The sequence below is a fragment of the Kocuria sp. CPCC 205261 genome (assembly GCF_040981025.1).
GTDB lineage: Bacteria > Actinomycetota > Actinomycetes > Actinomycetales > Micrococcaceae > Kocuria > Kocuria marina.
The window spans coordinates 1-21,256 of record NZ_JAVKPU010000005.1; the positions used below are offsets into that span (position 1 = coordinate 1).

At 69.8% G+C, this 21,256-nt stretch carries 23 protein-coding genes; 5 read left to right on the forward strand and 18 right to left on the reverse strand.

The window, feature by feature from the left end; all coding sequences use genetic code 11:
• The first annotated feature begins 294 nt into the window (after positions 1 to 294).
• The 5 genes from RF646_RS06430 to RF646_RS06450 all read left to right on the forward strand — a co-directional run bounded on the left by RF646_RS06430 (position 295) and on the right by RF646_RS06450 (position 5,441).
• A complete protein-coding gene (locus tag RF646_RS06430; RefSeq protein ID WP_064846116.1) occupies positions 295 to 1,530 on the forward strand; it encodes a CdaR family transcriptional regulator in 1,236 nt (411 codons plus the stop codon).
• A gap of 91 nt (positions 1,531 to 1,621) precedes the next feature.
• Positions 1,622 to 2,533, forward strand: coding sequence for an ACP S-malonyltransferase (locus RF646_RS06435; protein WP_368835516.1), 912 nt, complete (start codon positions 1,622 to 1,624; stop codon positions 2,531 to 2,533).
• 60 nt (positions 2,534 to 2,593) lie between these two features.
• The gene (locus tag RF646_RS06440; protein ID WP_368835517.1) at positions 2,594 to 3,661 is read left to right on the forward strand and encodes a beta-ketoacyl-ACP synthase III; all 1,068 of its coding nucleotides are present in this window, start codon (positions 2,594 to 2,596) and stop codon (positions 3,659 to 3,661) included.
• 148 nt (positions 3,662 to 3,809) lie between these two features.
• Complete coding sequence (locus RF646_RS06445) at positions 3,810 to 4,055, forward strand: acyl carrier protein (protein WP_035964527.1); 246 nt, start codon at positions 3,810 to 3,812, stop codon at positions 4,053 to 4,055.
• A 123-nt stretch (positions 4,056 to 4,178) separates the two neighbouring features.
• The gene (locus tag RF646_RS06450) at positions 4,179 to 5,441 is read left to right on the forward strand and encodes a beta-ketoacyl synthase (RefSeq protein WP_064846119.1); all 1,263 of its coding nucleotides are present in this window, start codon (positions 4,179 to 4,181) and stop codon (positions 5,439 to 5,441) included.
• Between the two features lie 244 nt (positions 5,442 to 5,685).
• Here RF646_RS06450 and RF646_RS06455 read toward each other — a convergent pair whose 3' ends face one another.
• The 18 genes from RF646_RS06455 to ffh all read right to left on the reverse strand — a co-directional run bounded on the left by RF646_RS06455 (position 5,686) and on the right by ffh (position 21,186).
• Entirely contained in the window at positions 5,686 to 6,189 is a 504-nt protein-coding gene (locus RF646_RS06455; protein WP_085106278.1) for a DUF3145 domain-containing protein, read from the reverse strand.
• 217 nt (positions 6,190 to 6,406) lie between these two features.
• Complete coding sequence (locus tag RF646_RS06460) at positions 6,407 to 7,429, reverse strand: tyrosine-type recombinase/integrase (protein ID WP_368835518.1); 1,023 nt, start codon at positions 7,427 to 7,429, stop codon at positions 6,407 to 6,409.
• Positions 7,389 to 8,768, reverse strand: coding sequence for a DNA-processing protein DprA (gene dprA / locus RF646_RS06465; RefSeq protein ID WP_368835519.1), 1,380 nt, complete (start codon positions 8,766 to 8,768; stop codon positions 7,389 to 7,391). Before dprA ends, RF646_RS06460 begins: the two co-directional genes overlap by 41 nt.
• Entirely contained in the window at positions 8,765 to 10,336 is a 1,572-nt protein-coding gene (locus tag RF646_RS06470) for a YifB family Mg chelatase-like AAA ATPase (RefSeq protein ID WP_368835611.1), read from the reverse strand. The genes dprA and RF646_RS06470 overlap by 4 nt, the downstream gene beginning before the upstream one ends.
• Positions 10,337 to 10,632: 296 nt before the next feature.
• A complete protein-coding gene (locus RF646_RS06475; protein ID WP_193519836.1) occupies positions 10,633 to 10,797 on the reverse strand; it encodes a hypothetical protein in 165 nt (54 codons plus the stop codon).
• Between the two features lie 9 nt (positions 10,798 to 10,806).
• Complete coding sequence (locus tag RF646_RS06480) at positions 10,807 to 11,964, reverse strand: hypothetical protein (RefSeq protein ID WP_368835520.1); 1,158 nt, start codon at positions 11,962 to 11,964, stop codon at positions 10,807 to 10,809.
• Between the two features lie 155 nt (positions 11,965 to 12,119).
• Positions 12,120 to 12,599, reverse strand: coding sequence for a YraN family protein (locus RF646_RS06485; RefSeq protein WP_368835521.1), 480 nt, complete (start codon positions 12,597 to 12,599; stop codon positions 12,120 to 12,122).
• Positions 12,600 to 12,739: 140 nt separating this feature from the next.
• On the reverse strand, positions 12,740 to 13,441 hold the full coding sequence (locus RF646_RS06490; protein ID WP_368835522.1) for a ribonuclease HII: 702 nt from the start codon (positions 13,439 to 13,441) through the stop codon (positions 12,740 to 12,742).
• Positions 13,438 to 14,253, reverse strand: a complete 816-nt coding sequence (lepB, locus tag RF646_RS06495) for a signal peptidase I (RefSeq protein ID WP_368835523.1) — start codon at positions 14,251 to 14,253, stop codon at positions 13,438 to 13,440. The genes RF646_RS06490 and lepB (RF646_RS06495) overlap by 4 nt, the downstream gene beginning before the upstream one ends.
• Positions 14,254 to 14,385: 132 nt before the next feature.
• Complete coding sequence (gene lepB, locus RF646_RS06500) at positions 14,386 to 15,075, reverse strand: signal peptidase I (RefSeq protein WP_368835524.1); 690 nt, start codon at positions 15,073 to 15,075, stop codon at positions 14,386 to 14,388.
• 10 nt (positions 15,076 to 15,085) lie between these two features.
• Positions 15,086 to 15,448 (reverse strand): 50S ribosomal protein L19, encoded by a 363-nt coding sequence (rplS, locus tag RF646_RS06505; RefSeq protein WP_098056045.1) that lies wholly within the window; start codon positions 15,446 to 15,448, stop codon positions 15,086 to 15,088.
• Between the two features lie 177 nt (positions 15,449 to 15,625).
• Positions 15,626 to 16,576, reverse strand: coding sequence for a tRNA (guanosine(37)-N1)-methyltransferase TrmD (gene trmD / locus RF646_RS06510; RefSeq protein ID WP_368835526.1), 951 nt, complete (start codon positions 16,574 to 16,576; stop codon positions 15,626 to 15,628).
• Positions 16,577 to 16,579: 3 nt separating this feature from the next.
• Positions 16,580 to 17,155 (reverse strand): ribosome maturation factor RimM, encoded by a 576-nt coding sequence (rimM, locus tag RF646_RS06515; protein WP_368835528.1) that lies wholly within the window; start codon positions 17,153 to 17,155, stop codon positions 16,580 to 16,582.
• Positions 17,156 to 17,279: 124 nt separating this feature from the next.
• Positions 17,280 to 17,522: an RNA-binding protein gene (locus RF646_RS06520; protein WP_035964545.1), complete on the reverse strand. Its 243-nt coding sequence runs from the start codon at positions 17,520 to 17,522 to the stop codon at positions 17,280 to 17,282.
• 2 nt (positions 17,523 to 17,524) lie between these two features.
• A complete protein-coding gene (rpsP, locus tag RF646_RS06525; RefSeq protein ID WP_064846130.1) occupies positions 17,525 to 17,953 on the reverse strand; it encodes a 30S ribosomal protein S16 in 429 nt (142 codons plus the stop codon).
• 177 nt (positions 17,954 to 18,130) lie between these two features.
• Entirely contained in the window at positions 18,131 to 19,117 is a 987-nt protein-coding gene (locus RF646_RS06530) for a hypothetical protein (protein WP_368835529.1), read from the reverse strand.
• The gene (locus RF646_RS06535) at positions 19,114 to 19,608 is read right to left on the reverse strand and encodes an NUDIX hydrolase (RefSeq protein ID WP_064846132.1); all 495 of its coding nucleotides are present in this window, start codon (positions 19,606 to 19,608) and stop codon (positions 19,114 to 19,116) included. Before RF646_RS06535 ends, RF646_RS06530 begins: the two co-directional genes overlap by 4 nt.
• Before the next feature lie 6 nt (positions 19,609 to 19,614).
• The gene (gene ffh / locus RF646_RS06540; protein WP_368835530.1) at positions 19,615 to 21,186 is read right to left on the reverse strand and encodes a signal recognition particle protein; all 1,572 of its coding nucleotides are present in this window, start codon (positions 21,184 to 21,186) and stop codon (positions 19,615 to 19,617) included.
• Between the last annotated feature and the right edge of the window lie 70 nt (positions 21,187 to 21,256).

Here is a 21,256-nt window from a genome sequence, read left to right on the forward strand (position 1 = left end):
CCGCCGGCACCAGCGGTAACACCGGAGGCGACGCCTAACCCACCAACCCACCACCACGACGCCCCCACACCACCCACCCACCCACACACGGACGGGACAGTGCGGGGGCGCCGTCGTACCATGCAAACGCGTTAAACCTCGAAGACCGAACCCACGGCGGGCTCGCCCTGACCCGTATTCGCGGACGCGCGCACCCCGCCTGCAACTCGACGCGGGGCACCCGCCCCGGCGTGCGGCGTCGTCGTCCGGGGACATCCCCCCGGACGGGCGAACGGCATGGACTACCCTCGACTCATGCCCTCCGACACCTCCGGCTCCGCCGCCCGCAAAGCACGCTCCACGCGCCGGGTAACCTGGCCGCTCCGCAGTCGGCAACAGGGCACACCGCACCCCAAGACGCTGGACAACCTCACGGCCAATCTAGGGCAGGTCTCGACCGTGGCAGTGCAGCGGTTGAGCACGTCCCTGCCGTGGTTCTCCCAGCTGCGCGCGGACGAACGCTCGGAACTCGGGCTGCTCGCCCAGCGCGGTATCGCGTCCTTCGTGCGGTGGTACGAGAACCCGCAGGAACCCGTGTGGGTGCTGACGGAGATCTTCAAGCAGGCCCCCACGGAACTGACCCGCTCCATCACGCTGCAGAACGCACTGCAGGTGCTGCGCATCGTCGTGGACGTGGTCGAGGAGAAGGTCCCCGAGCTCGCCCAGCACAACGACGAGGTGGCGCTGCGCGAGGCCGTGCTGCGCTTCTCGCGCGAGGTCGCCTTCGCCGCCGCGGACGTCTATGCCAAGGCCGCCGAGAACCGAGGCTCGTGGGATGCGAGGCTGGAATCGCTCGTGGTGGACGGGATCCTGCGCGGCGACCACTCCGACTCCATGCGCTCCAGGGTCTCCGCGCTCGGCTGGACCGACCAGGGTGACGTCACGGTCATGGTGGGCCCCGCGCCCGCCACCACCGGACCCGCCGGTGTGGAACGCATCCGGCGCGCGGCCGGCCGCCATGCCACGGAATGCCTCGTGGCCATCCAGACCGACCGGCTCGTACTCGTGCTCGGCGGGCTCCGAGACCGCATGCGTTCCCTGACCAAGCTCGCGGCGGTGTTCGGTGAGGGGCCGGTGGTCCACGGGCCCGCGGTGTCCTCCGTGTTCGAGGTCAAGGAATCGGCGGATCGCGCCCAGGCAGGATTGCGCGCTGCCGCGGCCTGGCCCCAGGCACCGCATCCCGTCTACTCCGAGGACCTGTGGCCCGAACGCGCCATCAGCGGGGACCCGCTCGCGCTGCGCTCCATGGTGGAGGCCGTGTGGGAACCGCTCTCGGCGTCCTCCACCGGACTCGTGGACACCCTCACCACCTACCTGTGCGTGGGGCACTCGCTCGAGGCCACCGCGCGCGAGCTGTTCGTCCACGCCAACACCGTGCGCTACCGGTTGCGCCGCGTCAGCGACATCACCGGGTGGGACCCCCTGCTGCCGCGGGACGCGTTCGTGCTGCACTGCGCCGTGCTCGCGGGCCGTCTGAACAGTCAGCCATGACATGGTCTTGTAGACCTCCCACAAAGCTCGTCCCCCAGGTTGGTGACACCGACCAGTCCGTGGCGCGGTCCACTCTTGGTGGAATGAACGGGTGATTGCAGTTGTCTGCCCCGGTCAGGGGTCCCAGAAGCCAGGTTTCCTCTCTGAGTGGTTGTCCGTTCCCGGAGTGTCCGACCACCTGAGCGAGCTATCCGACGCCGCCGGGCTGGATCTCACGCACTACGGCACCCAGGCGGACGAGGAGACAATCAAGGACACCGCGGTGGCCCAGCCCCTCATCGTGGCTGCGGGTCTCGTGGCCGGGCGACTGCTCGCGCCGAACTTGGAGGACCGCTCCGACGTCGTCTTCGCGGGGCACTCCGTCGGTGAGATCACCGCCGCCGCGCTGTCCGGCGTGCTGAGCGAGGCGGACGCCATGCGGTTCGTGCGCGTGCGCGCCACGGAAATGGCCCGCGCAGCCGCCGTCTCCCCCACGGGGATGGCCGCGGTGCTGGGCAGTAAGCCAGACGACGTCGCTCAGGCCATCGCCGCCGTCGGCGCCACCGCCGCGAACGCGAACGGCGGTGGCCAGGTGGTCGCCGCCGGGACGATCGAGCAGCTCGACGCCCTCGCGGAGAACCCTCCGGCGCGGGCAAAGGTCATCAAGCTCAAGGTCGCCGGCGCGTTCCACACCGAGCACATGGCGCCCGCGCTGGAGCCGCTGCGTGAGCTCGTGCCGCAGCTGTCCCCGAACGATCCGAAGCACCCCCTGCTGAGCAACTTCGACGGTGCCCGGGTCGACGGCGGTGCAGCGGCCGTGGACTCGCTCGTGGAGCAGGTCTGCCGCCCGGTGCGGTGGGACGCGTGCATGGAGACCCTGGCCGAACTGCAGGTCGAGCACATCGTGGAACTGCCGCCGGCCGGGACCCTCGTGGGTCTGGCCAAGCGCGGGCTCAAGGGCGTGCCCGCAACCGCGGTCAACACACCGGAGGACCTGGAGACGGTGCGGAGTATTCTGAGCTGACAAGTGTGCGCACGCACCCGGACAACTCGTGAACTGCACCAGGTAAGGAGTCGGCCTCCCGTGGCGACCATCAAACAGAACACCCCCAACGCCCACACACGCATCCTGGGTATCGGCGCCTACCGCCCGTCCGAGATCGTGACCAATGACGACGTCTGTCAGTGGATCGAATCCTCCGACGAGTGGATCGTCAAGCGCACGGGCATCCACACCCGCCACCGTGCCCCGGCGGACGTCACCGTCCTGGAGATGGCCGAGCACTCGGCCCGCGAGGCACTCGAGAGCGCCGGTCTCACGGGTGAGCAGCTGGACACCATCATCGTGTCCACCGTGACCTTCCCGTACCTCACCCCGTCCCTCGCCGCCCAGCTCGCGGACCGCCTGGGGGCCACACCTGCGGCGGCCTACGACATCTCCGCGGCGTGCGCGGGCTACTGCTACGGCATCGCCCAGGCGGACGCGCTCGTGCGCTCCGGGGATTCCACCAACGTGCTGGTGATCGGCGTGGAAAAGCTCTCCGACGTCATCGACAACACCGAGCGTTCCATCTCCTTCCTGCTCGGCGACGGCGCCGGCGCCGTGGTCATCGGCCCGTCCGACGTCCCGGGGATCGGCCCGTCCGTGTGGGGTTCGGACGGATCCAAGTGGGACGCGATCCGTATGACCCACCCGCTCACCGACATCCGCACGGTCGAGAAGGGTGGCGAGCGGACCTTCGCCAAGGATCTCGCGGACCCAGAGACCGGTGAGATGCGCCCGGACGCCACCATGTGGCCCACCCTGCGCCAGGACGGACCCACGGTCTTCCGGTGGGCCTCGTGGGAGGGAGCCCGCGTGGCCAAGGAAGCCCTCGAGGCGTCCGGGCTCGAGCCCGAGGACCTCGCGGCATTCGTGCCCCATCAGGCGAACATGCGCATCATCGATCAGATGGCCAAGGTGCTCAAGCTGCCTGATTCCGTGATCATCGCCCGGGACATCGCAGAGGCTGGTAACACCTCCGCGGCGTCCATCCCGCTGGCCACCCACCGCCTGCTCGCGGAGCACCCGGAACTGTCCGGGAAGCCCTCCCTGCAGATCGGTTTCGGGGCGGGTCTCGTGTACGGCGCCCAAGTGGTGCTGCTGCCCTGATCCCACCCGTGGCGTGCCGTAGGGTTAGACCGCACACCTCTTGTCCACGGACCGTTCGAGCACTCGGGCGGTCCGCACGGTAGTTCTCCCGAACCCCGTGCTCACCCAGTAAGGTCGCGCACCGCGACTATAAGGAAAGGAAGCCGATATGGCGAGCAAAGACGAAATCCTGGCCGGCCTGGCAGAAATCGTGAACGAAGAGACCGGCCTCGAGACCGACGCCGTGCAGCTCGACAAGTCCTTCACCGAGGATCTGGACATCGACTCCATCTCCATGATGACCATCGTGGTCAATGCCGAGGAGAAGTTCGACGTCACCATCCCGGACGAAGAGGTCAAGAACCTGAAGACCGTCGAGGACGCCGTCAACTTCATCGACAACGCCCAGGACTGATCCCCGGGTGTCAGGTGGCGTGCCCTCCAGCGTGAGCGGGGCACGCCACCTCACGTCACACCAGGCGGCCGACCGAGCAAGCCCTGGAACATCTGCGACCCCGGACACGAGGAAGTGCACAACATGTCCCGCAAAGTAGTCGTCACCGGCCTGGGTGCCATCACTCCCATCGGTGAGAACGTCCAGGAAACCTGGCAGAACGCCCTCAAGGGTGTCTCCGGTGTCCACGCTCTGGAACAGGAGTGGGTGGAGAAGTACGACCTCCCTGTGCGCATCGGCGCCACCTCCCCCAAGCCGTCTGAGGATGCCGTGTCCCGGGTGCAGGCCAAGCGTCTGGACCCCTCCGGTCAGCTGTCCGTGGCAGCGGCTCGTGAGGCGTGGACGGACGCCGGTTTCTCCGGCGCCGACGCCGACTCGAGCGACGAGTTGGACCCCACCCGCGTGGGCGTGGCGTTCGGTACCGGTATCGGCGGTGTGTGGACCCTCCTGGATGCGTGGGACACCCTGCTCGCCAAGGGGCCCCGCCGCGTCAAGCCCATGACCGTGCCCATGCTCATGCCCAACGGCAATGCGTCCTCGGTGAGCATGGAATTCAAGGCCCGCGCGTGCGCGATCACCCCGGTCTCCGCGTGTGCATCCGGCACCGAGGCGTTCTTCCAGGGTCTGAATCTGATCCGCTCGGGCAAGGCGGACGTGGTGATCGTGGGCGGCGCCGAGAGTGCGATCCACCCCATGACCATTGCCGCGTTCAACTCCATGCAGGCCCTGTCCCGGCGCAACGACGATCCGCAGCGCGCCTCCCGCCCGTTCGACGTGGACCGCGACGGGTTCGTCATGGGTGAGGGTGCCGGTGCCGTGGTGCTCGAGTCCGAGGAGCACGCGAAGGCCCGCGGCGCGCGGATCTACGCCGAACTGGCGGGTGCGGGTCTCAGTGCCGACGCCCACCACATCACCGCTCCCGCCACCGGGGATGAGGGCGGACCCGCCCGCGCGCTGCGTGAGGCCATGGAGTCGGGGGACATCGCCCCCTCGGACATCAAGCACGTCAACGCGCACGCGACCTCTACCCCCGTGGGCGACATCCCCGAGGCCGGCGCACTGCGCTGCGCATTCGGGTCCGCCGTGGACGACATGGCCGTGTCCGCGACCAAGTCCATGATGGGTCACCTGCTCGGTGGTTCCGGAGCCGTGGAGGGTGTGCTCACCGTCCTGGCCCTATCCGAGCGCAAGGCCCCGTGCACCATCAACCTGGAGAACCAGGACCCCCGGATCGATCTGGACGTGGTGACCACCGCCCGGAATCTCCCCGGTGGGGACATGGTCGCGATCTCCAACTCGTTCGGTTTCGGCGGGCACAACTCGGTGGCGGCATTCCGCTCCCTGTAGCGGGCGCCCACCCCAGCGACGAACCCCGGTGGCCCACCCTGTGGAGGTGGGACACCGGGGTTCGTTCGTGCTCCGCAACGGATTCGGAGCGAGAGTTCTGAGGTCGGAAACTTGTAGGTACAGGTGGCACCCATCGGGGGTCCCCGGGTAGATCACCCACCACGTCACGCCGCATCGGTAACGCCTTTCCGGGGCGAGCCGCGTCATCCGGCGGGTCTACCGGCGGGCGGCTATCTGGCGGGGGTCATCCGACGCGATGCAGCCACCGCACGGGTGCGCCCTCGGCGGCGTGACGGAACGGTTCCAGCTCCTCGTCCCAAGCCTCCCCCAGTGCCAGGGAGAGCTCCGCGACCACGGCGGAGGGGTCCCCACCGGAGGCCTCGAACGCGAACCGGATCCGGTCCTCGCTCACGCAGATGTTCCCGGCGACGTCCGTGGTCGCGTGGAAAATCCCCAGATCCGGCGTGAAGGACCACCGGGAGCCGTCGTTACCGCGGCTCGCGTTCTCGGTCACCTCGAACCTCACCCGCCCCAGGGTCCGGAGCGCGGAGGCGAGCAGCGCCCCCGTGCCTGCGCGGCCGGACCACTCGAGTTCGGTGCGCACGCAACCGGGCTCGGCGTTCTGCGGTGTCCACTGTAGATCCGTGCGCTGTCGCGAGACGGATTCCAGAGCCCACTGGATGTGGGGGCACAGCGCCTGCGGCGCGGAGTGCACGTACAGCACACCCCGCGTGGTAGGTGAAGACATAGCCTGTTCCTCCGTTGTGTAGGTACGTCTTCCCCAACGTCCTGCTCGGAGGCCCCGGCCTATGTGTTTCGGCGCCCGTATGAAGTTGTCTGGTCGGTGTTCGGCGACCTGATGTACACACCCTCGCGGATTCGAGGCCGCGGGGGTGGCTCATTCCGTTTCATTGTCCAGCAGGGCTACTCACCGGTCAACCCGAATCACTGCTCGCGCTGAAATGTCAAGCTCGCGGATGCGCTTGGGAGTAGGCACGTTTGAGCCGCTCCACGGACACATGGGTGTAGATCTGGGTGGTGGCCACGCTCGCGTGGCCCAGCACTTCCTGCACGGTGCGCAGGTCCGCTCCCCCATCCAGCAAGTGGGTCGCAGCGCTGTGCCGCAGGCTGTGCGGCCCACGGGCGGTGGTGTTCGGGATGGTCTCCAGCGCACGGGCCACGACCCTGCGGGCCACCCGGGCGTCGACCCGGGCACCGCGGGCCCCGACGAAGACGGCGTCGCCCGCGTCGGGTGCCGCGAGCTCCGCGCGCCGATGTCCCCACAGGGCCAGCGCCTCCCCCGCGCTCTCCCCGTACGGGACCCGGCGTTGTTTGTTGCCCTTGCCCGTGACCGTGAGGACGTGGTTCACGGCGTCCACGTGGGACCCGTCGAGGGACACGAGCTCGCTGATCCGAGCGCCCGTGGCGTAGAGCAGTTCGAGCAGTGCCCAGTCGCGCGCCGCGAGCGCTGCCGCGTGAGCGTCGTCGTGCTCACCGAGGGCGACGTCCCCGAGGTCGTCGAGCATGTCGTTGAGTGCCGTGGCGCCCACGACGTCCGGGAGGTGCTTGGCGGGGCGCGGCCCGCGCAACCCCGCGGCCGGGTCGTGACGCAGCCCCTGGGTGTCCACGGCCCAGCGGAAGAACGTGTGCACGGCCGCGATCCCCCGGGACAGGGAACTGCGGGCGAGTCCTCGGTGGTGGCGCTGGGCGAGCCAGCCGCGCAGGGTGTCCCGGTCCAGCAGGTCCATGGCGTCGATCCCGTGGTCCCGCATCCAGTGCGAGAGGTCCGAGACATCGTTGACGTAGGAGCGCAAGGTATGGTCGCTGCGGGACCGCTCAAGGCTCAGGTACGCCCGGAACTGCGGGAGGTAGGCCTCGAGCGGCCCGGGCGGGGTATCCTTCGCCCCTGCTGCCGGTGTCCCCTGCGCGCCCGACGACGCCGCATGCTCAGGTTCCCGTTCGACCGTCCGGTCTTTTACTGCGCCCATGCGGCGAGCCTACCCGCCGCCATCCGAGCAGCGAGTCCGCGGCCAGTCCGGCGTCACGGAGCCTTACGAGACCCGTGAGCACCTCCCCCGGGCTCAACCCGGACACCGCGCACAGGTGGGACGGGTCCGCGTCGGTGCGCAGGGGCAGCGCGTCGAACAAGCGCAACAACGTGGGATCCAGGCCGTCCTCGGGGCGCTCGTCACGGGTACTCGCCGCCCGGTGTGCATCCTGGGCCACCGCATTGCCCAGGGGCTCCATGAGTTCCAGGAGCTCGGCGGCATTGCTCACGAGCACCGCGTGATCGTCGCGGATGAGGCGATGGCAGCCCGCCGATCCTCCCACGAGCACGTCTCCCGGGACCGCGGCGACCTCCCGCGAGAGCCCCGCTGCGTGGCGTGCGGTGTTGAGCGATCCGGAACGCCACGCCGCCTCCGTGACCACCGTGGCTCGCGTGAGGGCCGCGATGATGCGGTTGCGCTGCAGGAACCGGTAGCGCGCGGGAGCACAGCCCAGGGGGACCTCACTCAGCACCACTGAACGCTGCGTGATGTGATGCAGCAGGTCCGCGTTGCCCGCCGGGTAGAACCGATCCACACCGCACGCCAGAACGGCGATCGTGGCCCCGTCCCCGGTGCCTGCCTCAAGGGCGGCCGTGTGCGCCACGGCGTCGATCCCGTACGCGCCGCCCGAGACCACACACCAATGGGCAGCGGCCAGTTCATGGGCCATCTGACGGGTCACTGCGGCCCCGTAACCGCTCGCGTTGCGCGCGCCCACCACGGCCACGCTGCGATCCAGCCGGGACAGCGCATCACGATGACCCCGGCCCCACAGGACCACCGGGCGCTGCAGGCCCAGGTCGTCGAGCTGCGCGGGCCACTCCGGATCCTCCGGGATGAGTGTCCACGCACCGATCTGTTCGGCGTGCCGGGCATCCACGCGGGGCTCCAGGACGGGCAGCCGCGAGCGCCAGGCCGCGAACCGTTTGAGGAGATTCGGGACCGACGAGTCCGGGGCCAGCTCCTCGGTGGCCTTGCGATAAACGGAACACAGAGCGGGACTGGGGGCCTGCAATTCCACGATGCTGCGCCACAACAGTTCAGGGCCTAGGGCTGCCAGCAGGATCAAGCCCGCGGTGTCACCGGGTTCGAGGATGCGCGATAAGCGCACGCGGCACGCCCGGACGGCGTGGTATGGATCGCCCGGGGTGCCGACCGCGGCAGTGTCCCCCACGGTGGCCCCTAGATCCGTCATATTGCCGCGGCGGTCCGGCCCGGCGGGGTGGTGCTCTGTCGAGCTGCCGTAGCTTTCAGACCCGGCGGGGTGGTGTTCCGTCATGTCGTCACCGTCGTCTTGAAGTAGAGGGCCAGCTGCACGTGCTCGGGGCTGGGAACCGTGGCCCCGGCCAGATCCGCCAGGGTCCAGGCAACACGCAACACCTTCACGAATCCACGGGCCGTCAGGGTCTTGTTGTCCATGGCGGCCTTGAGCGGTAGCACGGATCGAGTGCCCGGTGACAGGGTGCGATGCAACAGTGAACCGGGAACCGCGCTGTTCAGTCGGCACCCCCAGCGGCGCAGCCGCTCCTCCTGGGCGTCCCGGGCGGTCGCGACCCGCTCCGCGACGGCTGCGCTGTCCTCGGGGGTCCGGCCGTGGCCCCCGCTGAGCTCGTGGTAGGTCACGGCGGGGACCCGCAATTGCAGATCCACACGGTCGAGCAGGGGCCCGGACAGTTTGCCGAAATACCTGCGGCGCTGCACCGCCGTGCATGTGCATGCCTGGTCCGTGCCGCCCGCGTTGCCACACGCACACGGATTCGCCGCCAGGACCAATTGGAAATGCGCGGGATAGTGGGCCACGGATTGTGCCCGGGCGATCGTGACCGTTCCCGATTCGAGCGGTTGCCGCAGGGCGTCCAGCACCCGGCGGTCGAACTCAGGGGCCTCGTCCAGGAACAATACGCCCCGGTGCGCCAGGGAAATGGCCCCGGGCCGTGGCATCCCGCTGCCTCCGCCACACAGCGCGGGCATGGTGATGCTGTGGTGTGGGGCCTGGAACGGGGGCCGCCGTATGAGAGACGAACACACGTCGTCGCCTCGCAGCGAATGCACGGACGTGACCTCCAGGGAGTCATCGTCCGCGAGGTCCGGCAGGATCCCCGGCAACCGTTCCGCGAGCATCGTCTTGCCCGCTCCCGGTGGACCCACCATTAGGAGATGATGTCCACCGGCGGCGGCGATCTCGAGCGCTTGACGCCCTTCGACCTGCCCCACCACGTCCCGCAGGTCTGGCACGGCCGTTCCGTCCGGCTCCTGCGGGTTCCCGCCGTCCGGCGCGCTCTCGGCCCGTGACGACGTCGCACGGGCCAGCAACGTAGGATCCGCTCCGTGGGCGACGAGCAGCTGCGACAGGTGGGCGGCGGAAGTCACGTCCGCGCCGGCCACCAGCTCGGCCTCCGCCCGATTGGCTTCGGCGACGACCACTCGGGGATACCCCGCCCGCACCGCTGCCAACACGGCGGGCAGGACACCGCGCACCGGACGCAGGGAACCGTCCAGACCGAGCTCGGCGTAGAACACCGTGTCCGGCGGCACCCGCACCACTCCCTGGGCGCTGAGCACCGCCATCACGACCGCGACGTCGAAGTGCGACCCCCGCTTGGGGAGCGTGGCCGGGGAGAGGTTCACCGTGATCTTGCGCGGTGCGAGGGCGGCCCCGGCATGGCGCGCGGCCGAACGGATCCGCTCCTTGGACTCGTTCACCGCTTGATCGGGCAGGCCGATGATCGTGAACGCCGGCAGTGACTGGCCGATGTCCGCCTCAACCTCCACCACGTGCCCCGCCAACCCGACCAGCGCCACACTGCGGCTGCGCGCGAACCCGTTCACGAGCCACGTCCGAACCATGGGTTGGCGCTGCACGTCACCGAATCTCGAATCATGGGTCCAGCGTTCCCGCCCGGGCCGCCGGGCCCTAGCACAGCCCAGCAGTGTGCAGCCCAGATGCCGCGGCCCCAATGCGGAAATGAACTGGCCAGACGAGCGAGGCACGACTCGAGAGACCCGGTGGGACACGATCACCCGCGGAGGCCCCTCACAGCGCCGGCACGGCGGACCCGTGACCCGGCCGGGCGCAGCAGACTACGTCGCGAGGCGCCCCTGAACAGAACCGTGTACCGGGGCGAATCCCAACGAACGGCCCACTAGAGAGCAGCGGGCGCGGGGTCCTCCAGGGGCACGGGGACGGCAATTGCCGGGTCCGTGTCCTCGACGGGCAGCACGTCGGTGGGAACCGACACCGGCACCACGGAGACGGCGCTGTCGGGAAGCTCCGTGACCGGGGCTCCGGCCCGCAGTTCCAGGTTCATGGGACCGAGCTATAGGTCCTGCGATTCCGCCGGGGCTGCGGGCTCCAGGGATCCCGGGCCCGGAATCCCCGGATCCGGGTCCACGGGGTCCGGGATCACCGGTGCTGGCACCGTGGGCACCGTGGGCACCGAGACGATGGGATCGGTCACCGCCGGGTGGGGTGAGACGGAGGTGTCGGGCGCGGGTACCGGCGGGATCGGGATCGTGGGCGCCGGGCTCGGAGGCACGGGACCGCCCGGATCGGGATTCACCGGCGGGATCCCTCCCGGATCCGGGAGAACGGGCGCCCCGGGGTCCGGAACCGCGGGTGCACCCGGATCCCCGGGCACCTGAGGGGTGTCCGCGGTGGGCGATGCCGAGGGTTCGGGGACGTCCGGAGCGGGGAGACCGGGAGCAGCCGATTCCGCGGGGGCATCGGGGCTCGCACTCTCCCCGGCGCCGTCCGATCCGTTCCCGCTGCCCGATCGTCCGCCGCCCGCGGGCCCGTCGCCGCTCGGGGTGTCATCGGTGTCCTCGGGCTGGGCACGCACGGGGGTGACTTCCCGGTTACCGATGGAGGGGATCAGCTCGAGGCTCTCGAAGCTCTCCGGAACACGGGAGATGTCCCCCACGAGGATGTTCGTACCGCGCTCGCCCGCGGCGATGTCCCCCGCGGCGGTCCGGTCCGCCTCCTCGATGCGATTCTTGAGGTGCCGGGCCTCGTGCTCGGTCAGTGGCGACCCGTCATGGGCGCGGTACTGGTCCCCGGACGTCCGGGGCCGCCACCGGTCCAGGGCCCGTGAGACGTTCTCCAGTTGGTAGGACCCGCCGTCGGAGGCCTTGAGGATCATACGACTCACCGACACGGGGGAATCTCCCCGTTCGTTGTCGATCTCCACGGTGGCGTACGTCGCGCGCTTGACGCGGGCATCCTTGCGCAGTTCGTCGAGTTCAGGATCGGGGATCTCCCGCGCGGGGAGCGTGATGCGCACGGACGCCCCGTTGGGGAGGTGCGCCCGGAAGATCCCGGCATGCAGACCCCGGTCACCCGCGGCTGAGGTGGCACACGCGGAGGCGTCGGATCCGGCGGGCGGCTCCTCGTCCGCGCACGAGACGAGCATCAGCGAGGCGGCCGCGGCCAATGCCGTGGCCGACAACACGTGAGGAAGCCACGCCGGACTCTTCATGCGTCCCCCGATCGCCGAGCCTTTGTACTCATCCCACAAAATACCGTGGCACGGGGAGGGGGAAATTCATAATGCTCTCGGTGACGACCCGGAGTGTGACTCCCCGGTGGAGGTCGGCGGCGAACGGGCCCCGTGGCACGGATCGCGCGGATGCCTCACAACCAGCCGAGGGAGCCTATGTGTTCCACGCGCGGGGTACCGCCGCGGGGCCAGTGGACCGCCACGACGTCCACGCCGGGGATCGCGACAGCCCTGTGTTCCCTGGCCCAGGCGCGCGCGAGGACGTGCAGTCGCCGCAGCTTCTCCCACCCCACGGCCTCCGCGGGATGTCCGAAGTCCCCGCCCGAGCGCGTCTTGACCTCGAACACGGTCACGGTTCCCTGTCGCTCGGCGACGACGTCCAGCTCACCGCGGGGCGCCCCGGGCCCAACGGCGGGGCGCCAGTTCCGGTCCAGGATCCGCCAGCCCGAACGCTGCAACAGGTCCGCGATCAGTTCCTCCCCCGCCCTCCCCACGCTCACATGGGCCGCGACCGGGGCGTCGGGCGAGGCGGTGTCGGGCGGGGCGGTATCGGGCGGAGCGGTGCCCGGACGACCGGAATTGCGTGGCACATGGGCAGAAGTGGAAGTCGTCATGGACCCACTGTGATGCGCGACGACACTCCTGGCCATGGCCGGGGCGCGCCTGTGCAGGGCGGATCCGTCCAGGACGCGCTATGGGCCCTCGAGTACCAGGCCCCCACCTCACCTGCGAAGGAATGCGGGTGACCAGCGGACTACCGCGCGCCCAGGTTCCAACTGAGCCGGTGCTGCGGCGTGGTGCCGTGTTCGAGCAGCGCCGCGCGATGCACAGCACTGCCGTAGCCCTTGTTGGACTCCCACGCGTACACGGGGAACTCGCGGCCGAGCGAGACCATGAGTTCGTCGCGCTCCACTTTCGCCAGGATCGACGCGGCCGCCACGCTGACACAGTGCGCATCGGCCCGGACGAATGTGCGCACGACCGGCGGCAACGCGGCGTCGTCGGCGTCCTGCCCCAGCACCGGGGGTGCGTCCAGCCAGTTGTGGGAACCGTCCAGGATCAAGGCATCGACGCGCGTGCCGTGTGCGGCCACGGTGGCCAGTGCCCGGAGCCCGGCCAAGCGCAGCGCGGCAGTGACACCGAACTGGTCGATCTCGCGCGGTTGCGCGTGCCCCACCGCGGTGCCCACGGCCCACGCCGCGATCGTGCCCGCGAGGGCCGCACGCCGCGCTGGACTCAGGGCCTTGGAGTCACGCACGCCGTGCCACGGCGGCGGGTCCGACGGCGCTCCCCCGGTCATCCGTTCGAGGTCCAGGACCGCGAGGCCCACGCTCGCGGGGCCCGCGAGGGCTCCCCGGCCCACCTCGTCCATTCCGGCCACGAAGCGGTGCCCGGCGCGCGCGAGTTCCGTTTCCAGTTCGAGCGTGGGCACGGTGCGCGGCGTCGCGGAGCTCACTGCCCGCCGGCCGCGGGGACGTCCTGGAACACCTCGGCGGGGTTGTGCAGGAACTGGAAGCGATCGAGCGGCCACGCGATCACGAACGCGGTGCCCACGACGTCGTCCTCGCTCACGAACCCGGTGCCGGTGGCGATGTGGTAGCGGGAATCGGCGGAGGCGTTGCGGTGGTCACCCAGCACGAACAGCTTGCCGTCGGGCACGGTGACGTCGAACGAGATGTCGGACGGCGCTGCCCGGGGGTACAAATAGGGCTCATCGAGCGCCTCGCCGTTGACCGTGACCCGCCCGGACGCGTCGCAGCACGTCACGTGGTCCCCGCCCACGCCGATCACGCGCTTGACCAGGGCCTGCTGGCTGCTGTCGGGGAACAGGCCCACGAACTCGAGCGCGCCGCGCACGGGGTTGGCCGCGGTCCGGGGCGCCTCGGGCAGCCAACCCTGGGTGTCCTCGAAGACCACGATGTCGCCGCGGTCGATGTTGCCCGTGCGGCCGTCCAGCACGTTGACGAAGATCCGGTCGTTGAGTTCCAGGGTCTGTTCCATGGACCCGGAGGGGATGAAGAAGCCGCGGATCAGGAAGGTCTTGACCAGGAACGCGATGAGGAGCGCGAGGGCCACCACGATCAGGATCTCCTTGACCGCGCCCCACCCGGTCGTGGGCTCCTTGGCGTCCCGGCGGCCGCGGCGCCGTGCGCCGGATTCGCTCGCCCGCGCGTCCCGGGGTGCCGCCGCGCCGCCGGGGTCGCGCTGCGGTGCGGGCTCACCCGGTCCGCGAACGCCCTCGACACCTGATCCATGCTGCTCAGCCACTACGCATTCCTCTTCTCGGGTCCCACGGACACGGTTGCGTGTTCGCGCGCGGGAGTTTGCTCGGCGACGTCGCTCGCGCCTGGGATGCCGCCCGCGCGGGGGTGCACGGGGCGGGGCGGAGCACCGAGACCGTCACTCCCGCAGTGTACGGGCGCGCTCCGGGGGCCACACGACACGCTCGGCGGTGCCCACGATGCGTTCGGTGCGGATCAGGCCGCCGCCCGGCGAGCCCAGCAGCGATCGGGAGTCCACGGACACGCTGCGGTGGTCACCCATGAGCCACACCCGTCCTTCGGGCACGTGCACCGTGAACGGGATCCGGGACGGCTCGTCCCCGCGGAAGACGTAGTCCTCGTGTTGTGGCCGGCCGTTGACGGTGACCAGTCCGTCCGCGGTGCAGCAGGACACTGTGTCCCCTGCGACCCCGATGACCCGCTTGACGTACGCGGTGTCTGAACCGGTGACGCCCAGCCAGCGGCCCAGGGTGCGGGCGACCTGCTGGTGCCACGGGTCCGTCGAGTGCAGCGGGTCCAGGGAACCGCGGCCGTCGAAGACCACCAGCTCGCCCCGAGCGACGTCGTTCCCCGAGACGAGTTTGTCCACCAGCACCCGGTCCCCGCCCTGGAGCGTGGGCTCCATGGAATCGGAACCGACCCAGTAGACGTCCGCCACGAAACCGCGCACGACCGAGGCCAGGACGAAGGCCGTGAGCAGGGCGATGGCCACGACCCACAACCACCACCGGCGCGTGGAAACGGGCCGTCTCACGGCGGAGGACCCGGCAGATGCCGGGCCCTCCGCGTGTTCCGTGTGCTGTGGCACCCGGTGAGTCTTACTTGCTCGATGCGCTCGTGTCGCGCTTCTCGCGGATGCGAGCAGCCTTACCGTGACGATCGCGCATGTAGTACAACTTGGCACGGCGCACGTCGCCGCGGCTCACGAGCTCGATCTTCTCGATGATCGGGGAATGCACCGGGAAGGTACGCTCCACGCCCACACCGAAGCTGACCTTGCGCACGGTGAAGGTCTCGCGCACGCCGGAGCCCTGACGGCCCACGACGAAGCCCTTGAACACCTGAACACGGGAGCGGTTGCCTTCCACGATGTTCACGTGCACGTTGAGGGTGTCACCGGCACGGAAGTCCGGGACGTCGTTGCGCAGCGACTTGGCATCAAGCTGGTCAAGAATGTTCATGACATAACTCCTCGTGATCGCCGCAGGTCTCCCACGTGTGGTCCGCGTGTCACCCCGCGCGGGGTGGCATCGCTCCAGGATCCGGGACGGAACTTGGGATGGCCGTGCCGGGTGGTGCGTCGTTGGTCGCTCTCCCCCCTGCGGCAGGGGCGTGCCCGACGCACACACAGCGCTCTATTATGCCATATCCGGCGTGCCTTCCGCGGCCGCGTGCCCGCCGTCACGGCGCCACGATCCACCCGTCACGTGGAAGCCGGTCTCGGCGAGCACCGCGAGGTCCGCCCTGTCCAGCTGTGCGGGGTCCAGGGCCAGGATCATGTCCGGGCGGCGCTGCGCGGTGCGCGAGAGTTGCTGGTCCCGCCGCCACCGTTCGATCCGCCCGTGGTGACCGGACAGCAGGATCTCGGGTACGGCCCGCTCCCGCCACACCGCGGGTTTCGTGTACACGGGGTACTCGAGCAGCCCGCCCGTGTGGGACTCCTCGGCCAGTGATTCCGGATTGCCGATCACGCCGGGGATCAACCGCGTCACGGCCTCGACCATGGCGAGCACGGCGACCTCTCCCCCGTTGAGCACGTAGTCGCCCAGACTCAGGGGGCGCACCCGCACCTCGGTCCGAGCGTTGTCGATGAAGCGCTCGTCGATCCCCTCGTAGCGCCCGCACGCGAAGATCAGGTGTTCCTCCGCTGCCAGTTCGTACGCGATCCGCTGCGTGAACACCTCCCCCGCCGGGGACGGGACCACGAGCACGGGTGCCGCGGAGTGTTTCCCGACGGTCAAGGACGACGTTGCGGCACCCGGCTCTGTGGTCTGCGCAGGGTCCGTCACGACAGCCGGTACCGCGGTCTCCGGGGCCTCCGGTGCGGTCCGAGCGCACGACGACGCCGCGGCGTCGCCCCCTGCGCGCACCACCGACTCGAGGGCGAGCGTCCATGGCTCGGGCTTCATGACCATGCCCGCGCCCCCGCCGTAGGGGGTGTCGTCCACGGTGCGGTGCCGGTCGGTGGTGAAGTCGCGGGGATCGGTGACCGCGAGGTGGAGGACCCCGTCCGTGACGGCCTTACCGATCAGTGACAGGTTGAGGGGCTGCAGGTACTCGGGGAAGATGCTCAGCACGTCGATGCGCACGGTTCACTCCGCTTCCGCGAGCTCGAGCAGGCCCGGGGGCGGGCTCACCAGCACGACGCCCGCGTCCAAGTCCACCTCGGGGACGATTTCTTCCACGAACGGGATGAGCACGGGCCGCCCGCCGCCGTCCGGGGTGATCTCCAACAGGTCCTGGGCGACACCCTGGATCAGCGCCTTGACCGTCCCGATCCGGGCGTCGTCCCGTGTGATGTCCACCGCCGTGAGACCCAGCAGGTCGTCCTGGTGCCACTCGTCGTCGTCGAGCTCGAGGTCCGCGGCCTCCGCGAACAGTTCGAGACCCCGCGCGGCCTCCGCCGCGGTGCGGTCCTCGATCTCCTCGAAACGCGCCACCAGCACGTTCTTGTTCCACCGGGAACCGCTCACGGTCACGTGCTCGAGCTGCGGGGAGCCGGCCCCGGCCGGTGCATTGCCCTCGCTCCTGCCCTGCTCACGGGCGGGCTGCACCTCGAGTACGGAGCCCGGGGCGAACCGCGCCCGCGGGTCGTCCGTGAACAACTCCACCGTGACTTCTCCCCGCACCCCGTGCGGTTTACCGATCCGGGCTACCCGAACGCTCATGGCATCTCCTCGTGGCGACTCGTGCTGTGTGGGGCCCGCACGCTACCGCGCGGGCAACGACCACGGCCCCCGCTCCTCGGTGCGAGGAACGGGGGCCGTGATACGTGTGTCTCGTGTGTTCGCGTCAGCGACGCCGGTCGGTGTCGACCACGTCCACGCGAACGTTCTCGCCGGAAGCCAGTGCCGAGACCACGGTGCGCAGGGCCTTGGCCGTGCGTCCCGATCGCCCGATCACGCGACCCAGATCGTCCGGGTGCACTCGCACCTCGAGCGTCTGACCGCGCCGGCCGTCGCGGGAGCGCACCGACACGTCGTCGGGGCTGTCCACGATGCCACGGACCAGGTGCTCGAGCGCTTCGGCGAGCATGCTCACTCTGCCTTCTCGGCGTCGTCCTCCGTGGCCGCGGTCTCCTCGGCGGGAGCTTCCTCGGCCTTGTCGGCCTTGGCGGTGATGGCCTCGGGGATGATCACGGAGCCGTTGTCCGGGGCCACGAACTCGGCCTTGGCCTCGGGCTGCTTGAGGGTGCCCTCGGCGCCCGGCTCACCCTTGAACTTCTGCCAGTCACCGGTGATCTTCATGAGGGACAGCACGGCCTCGGAGGGCTGCGCACCCACACCGAGCCAGTACTGCACGCGATCCGACACCAGGTTGATGTACGAGGGGTGCTCGGTGGGCTGGTACACACCGACCTCTTCGATCACGCGACCGTCGCGCTTCTTGCGGGAATCCACGACGACCACGCGGTAACGAGGGTCACGCATCTTGCCCATACGCTTGAGACGAATCTTGACTGCCACTTGTGTGGTTACTCCTGTTTCGAATGGAATCGGACATCGCACACACCTGCCCGTGGGGCGGGCCGTGAGTGGATTTCCTGTGGACGCGACAGCACGCGCGGTGAGAGGGTCCGCACGGGTCGAGTACCCGACCATTATGCCATACGTGTCAAACCGCGGGCGGTCGGGGCGAACGCGTCAGCGGTTCTTCCGTGCGCGCACCGAGGCCCACAGGGCGGCTTGGAGGGCGGCGTCCGTGAACAGCGCCGCCGACGCCGAACCGAGCACAGCGGCACGGCGTCCCCCGCGGGCTGCGAGACCCGCGAGCCCTGCGCCGAGGGCGATCTCCGCTCCCCCGATCGCGAGCAGCAGTCCCGGCCTGCGCACGTAGGCCCGCTGGATCCGGGACAGCACGTCCCCGCCGCTAGGCTCCACGCTCGCGGCGTCCAGCATGGACAGGCCCAGGGGCCGGGGCTCGAAGTCCGAGACACCGTCGACCTCGTGCAGCTCGCGCTGGGACTCCACGAGCTTCGCGGCCACGGTGGGTAGGCCGAGCAGCTGCAGGACGGATTCCAGCAGCAGCCCCGAGCTGGGCGTGCGCGCGTAGTTCTCGAGCCGGGCCGTGGCGGCGGCGTCCAGCTCGGTCAGGGACGCGATGAACTCCACCGTGGTCAGCATGCGGGCCTCGGCGGTGCCCGCGGCGGGCGACGACGCGGCGTCGTCCGCGCCCGCGGCGCTGACGGTATCGGGGGCGCCGCTGAAATCCAGAGCGCCGTTCGTGTCCTGCGCGTCACGCGCGGGCTGGGCCGTGGGCACCGGGCTCGCCTGCCCCCGGAGCGCTTCGAGGGCGAGGTCGGTCGCGAACTCCGCGGGTTCCCAGCACAGCGTGGAATCGTCTGCGATCCGCGCGAACTGGGCACTCCACGACTCACGAGCGTTCAACGAGTTCACGGGTGGGTAGATCCGCAGGCTGCGGCTCTCCCCGTCCGAGGAGATCAGGACCGCCATCGCGTCAGGGTCCGCGGCCGCAGCGAGGGCCCCGGGGTCCAACTCGTCCGGGACCAGCACGACTGACCAGCCGTTGCGCGCGAGCGCCGTGAACCTGGTCCCCAGAGCGGTGGCGATGAACGGCAACTGCGGGGCGTCCGCGTGCACGATCAGCGCGGTGCGCGGCGCGGCACTCATGCGCGCCGGCCGCCGTCCATGACGCGTTCGACCACGGTCCCGGAGCGCAAGGCCTCCAGAGCCGCGCGGATGTGCTGCGCCAGGCCGGAGCTCAGCACGGTCTCGAGCTCCTCGGGGGCCACCCACCGGTACGAGAGCAGTTCCTCCTCCTGCACCGTGATGGGGGTGTCGGAGGGGATTTGCCCGCCGTCGTAGAGGAAGGACACGGAGTCCCCCCACATGCCCATGCCCACGCCGTGGCTCACCGCGAGCAGCCGCCCGCCCTCGAGGTGCAGGCCGACCTCCTCCACCACTTCGCGGAAGCACCCGGTGCGGGGATCCTCCCCCGCCTCCACGGTGCCGCCGGGCAGGGTCCAGTCGTCCTTGTAATTGGGTTCGACCGTGAGCACGCGACCGCTCTCGTCCCGGATGATCGCAGCGGACGCGAGCCGCCGGGTGGGCAGCGACGCGATGAAGCTGCGCAGTTCGTCGTCGGGGAGGTATGAACCCATGACCGCCTACTTTCCGAGGAATTTCTCGAAGCCCTTGGGCAGGTTCAGCGACTCGGCGTCCAGGTCCTTGCCCTGGGCACCGAACGCGCTGCCCGGCGCCGCCGGCTTCTGACCGGAGGCGAGTGCCGCGTTCTCCTGCGCGCGCTTGGCGGGGTTGCCGGAGCGCGAGCTCTTCTTCTTGGACTTGCCCTTCTTGGCAGCACCCCCGCCGGCGCCGCCCATCCCGGGGATGCCGCCGGGCATCCCGGGCACGCCCTTGCCCTGGGCCAGGCGCTTCATCATCTTCTGCGCCTGGGCGAAGCGCTCCATGAGCTGGTTGACCTCGGAGACCGAGACGCCGGAACCCTTCGCGATGCGCGCGCGGCGCGAGCCGTTGATGATCTTGGGGGCCACGCGCTCGTGCGGGGTCATGGAGCGCACGATGGCCTCCACGCGGTCGATCTCCCGCTCGTCGAAGTTCTCGAGCTGCTCGCGCATCCCGGCGGCGCCGGGCATCATGGCGAGCATCTTCTTCATGGACCCCATCTTGCGCAGCTGCTGCATCTGCGCGAGGAAGTCCTCGAAGGTGAAGTCCTCCTGATCGGTGAACTTCTTGGCCATCCGCTCGGCCTCGGTCTTGTCCCACTGTCGCTCGGCCTGCTCGATGAGCGTGAGGACGTCACCCATGTCCAGGATGCGCGAGGCCATCCGGTCCGGGTGGAACTGCTCGAAGTCCCGCACGCCCTCGCCCGTGGACGCGAACATGATGGGCTTGCCGGTCACCGCACGTACGGACAGGGCCGCGCCGCCGCGGGCGTCGCCGTCAAGCTTGGAGAGCACCACGCCGGTGAAATCCACGCCCTCGTCAAACGCCTTGGCGGTGTTCACGGCGTCCTGACCGATCATTGCGTCGATGACGAACAGGACCTCGTCCGGGTCCACGGCGTCGCGGATGTCGCGCGCCTGGTTCATCAGCGCCTGGTCGATGCCCAGGCGTCCGGCGGTGTCGACGATCACGACGTCGTAGAGCTTGGAGCGGGCGAAGTCGACGCCGTCGCGGGCCACCTTCACGGGATCCCCCGTGGGGTCGTCGAACTCCGAGGTGGCGCCGGGCTCGGGGGCGAACACGGGTACCCCGGCGCGCTGACCCACGACCTGCAGCTGGGTGACGGCATTGGGGCGCTGGAGGTCGGAGGCCACGAGCACGGGCTTGTGGCCCTGGTCCGTGAGCCACTTACCAAGCTTGCCGGCCAAGGTGGTTTTGCCTGCACCCTGCAGGCCCGCGAGCATGATCACCGTGGGCCCGGTCTTGGCGAGGTTGATCCGCCGGGTCTCGCCGCCGAGGACGTTCTGCAGCTCCTCGTTGACGATCTTCACGACCTGCTGGCCGGGGTTCAGCGCCTCCGAGACCTCCGCGCCGAGCGCGCGCTCCTTGACGACCGCCGTGAACTCCCGGACCACGGGCACGGCCACGTCCGCCTCCAGCAGGGCCCGGCGGATCTCCCGGACGGTGGCATCGACATCGGCCTCCGAGAGCCGGCCCTTGCCGCGCAGGTTCTTGAAGGTCGCTGTGAGCCGGTCGGACAGTGAATTGAACACGGGGTGGTCGCTGCTTTCGTCTGACAACGGATGAATTCAGTGTCCCAGGTTAGCAAGCGAAGCCCCGCCC

Bases quoted from the DNA above. Each gene is read 5' to 3' on its own strand.
- RF646_RS06430 (WP_064846116.1), top strand. From the start codon at position 295: ATGCCCTCCGACACCTCCGGCTCCGCCGCCCGCAAAGCACGCTCCACG.
- RF646_RS06445 (WP_035964527.1), top strand. From the start codon at position 3,810: ATGGCGAGCAAAGACGAAATCCTGGCCGGCCTGGCAGAAATCGTGAAC.
- RF646_RS06450 (WP_064846119.1), top strand. From the start codon at position 4,179: ATGTCCCGCAAAGTAGTCGTCACCGGCCTGGGTGCCATCACTCCCATC.
- RF646_RS06455 (WP_085106278.1), bottom strand. From the start codon at position 6,189: ATGTCTTCACCTACCACGCGGGGTGTGCTGTACGTGCACTCCGCGCCG.
- RF646_RS06460 (WP_368835518.1), bottom strand. From the start codon at position 7,429: ATGGGCGCAGTAAAAGACCGGACGGTCGAACGGGAACCTGAGCATGCG.
- dprA (WP_368835519.1), bottom strand. From the start codon at position 8,768: ATGACGGAACACCACCCCGCCGGGTCTGAAAGCTACGGCAGCTCGACA.
- RF646_RS06470 (WP_368835611.1), bottom strand. From the start codon at position 10,336: ATGGTTCGGACGTGGCTCGTGAACGGGTTCGCGCGCAGCCGCAGTGTG.
- RF646_RS06475 (WP_193519836.1), bottom strand. From the start codon at position 10,797: ATGAACCTGGAACTGCGGGCCGGAGCCCCGGTCACGGAGCTTCCCGAC.
- RF646_RS06480 (WP_368835520.1), bottom strand. From the start codon at position 11,964: ATGAAGAGTCCGGCGTGGCTTCCTCACGTGTTGTCGGCCACGGCATTG.
- RF646_RS06485 (WP_368835521.1), bottom strand. From the start codon at position 12,599: ATGACGACTTCCACTTCTGCCCATGTGCCACGCAATTCCGGTCGTCCG.
- rplS (WP_098056045.1), bottom strand. From the start codon at position 15,448: ATGAACATTCTTGACCAGCTTGATGCCAAGTCGCTGCGCAACGACGTC.
- rimM (WP_368835528.1), bottom strand. From the start codon at position 17,155: ATGAGCGTTCGGGTAGCCCGGATCGGTAAACCGCACGGGGTGCGGGGA.
- RF646_RS06520 (WP_035964545.1), bottom strand. From the start codon at position 17,522: ATGCTCGCCGAAGCGCTCGAGCACCTGGTCCGTGGCATCGTGGACAGC.
- RF646_RS06530 (WP_368835529.1), bottom strand. From the start codon at position 19,117: ATGAGTGCCGCGCCGCGCACCGCGCTGATCGTGCACGCGGACGCCCCG.
- RF646_RS06535 (WP_064846132.1), bottom strand. From the start codon at position 19,608: ATGGGTTCATACCTCCCCGACGACGAACTGCGCAGCTTCATCGCGTCG.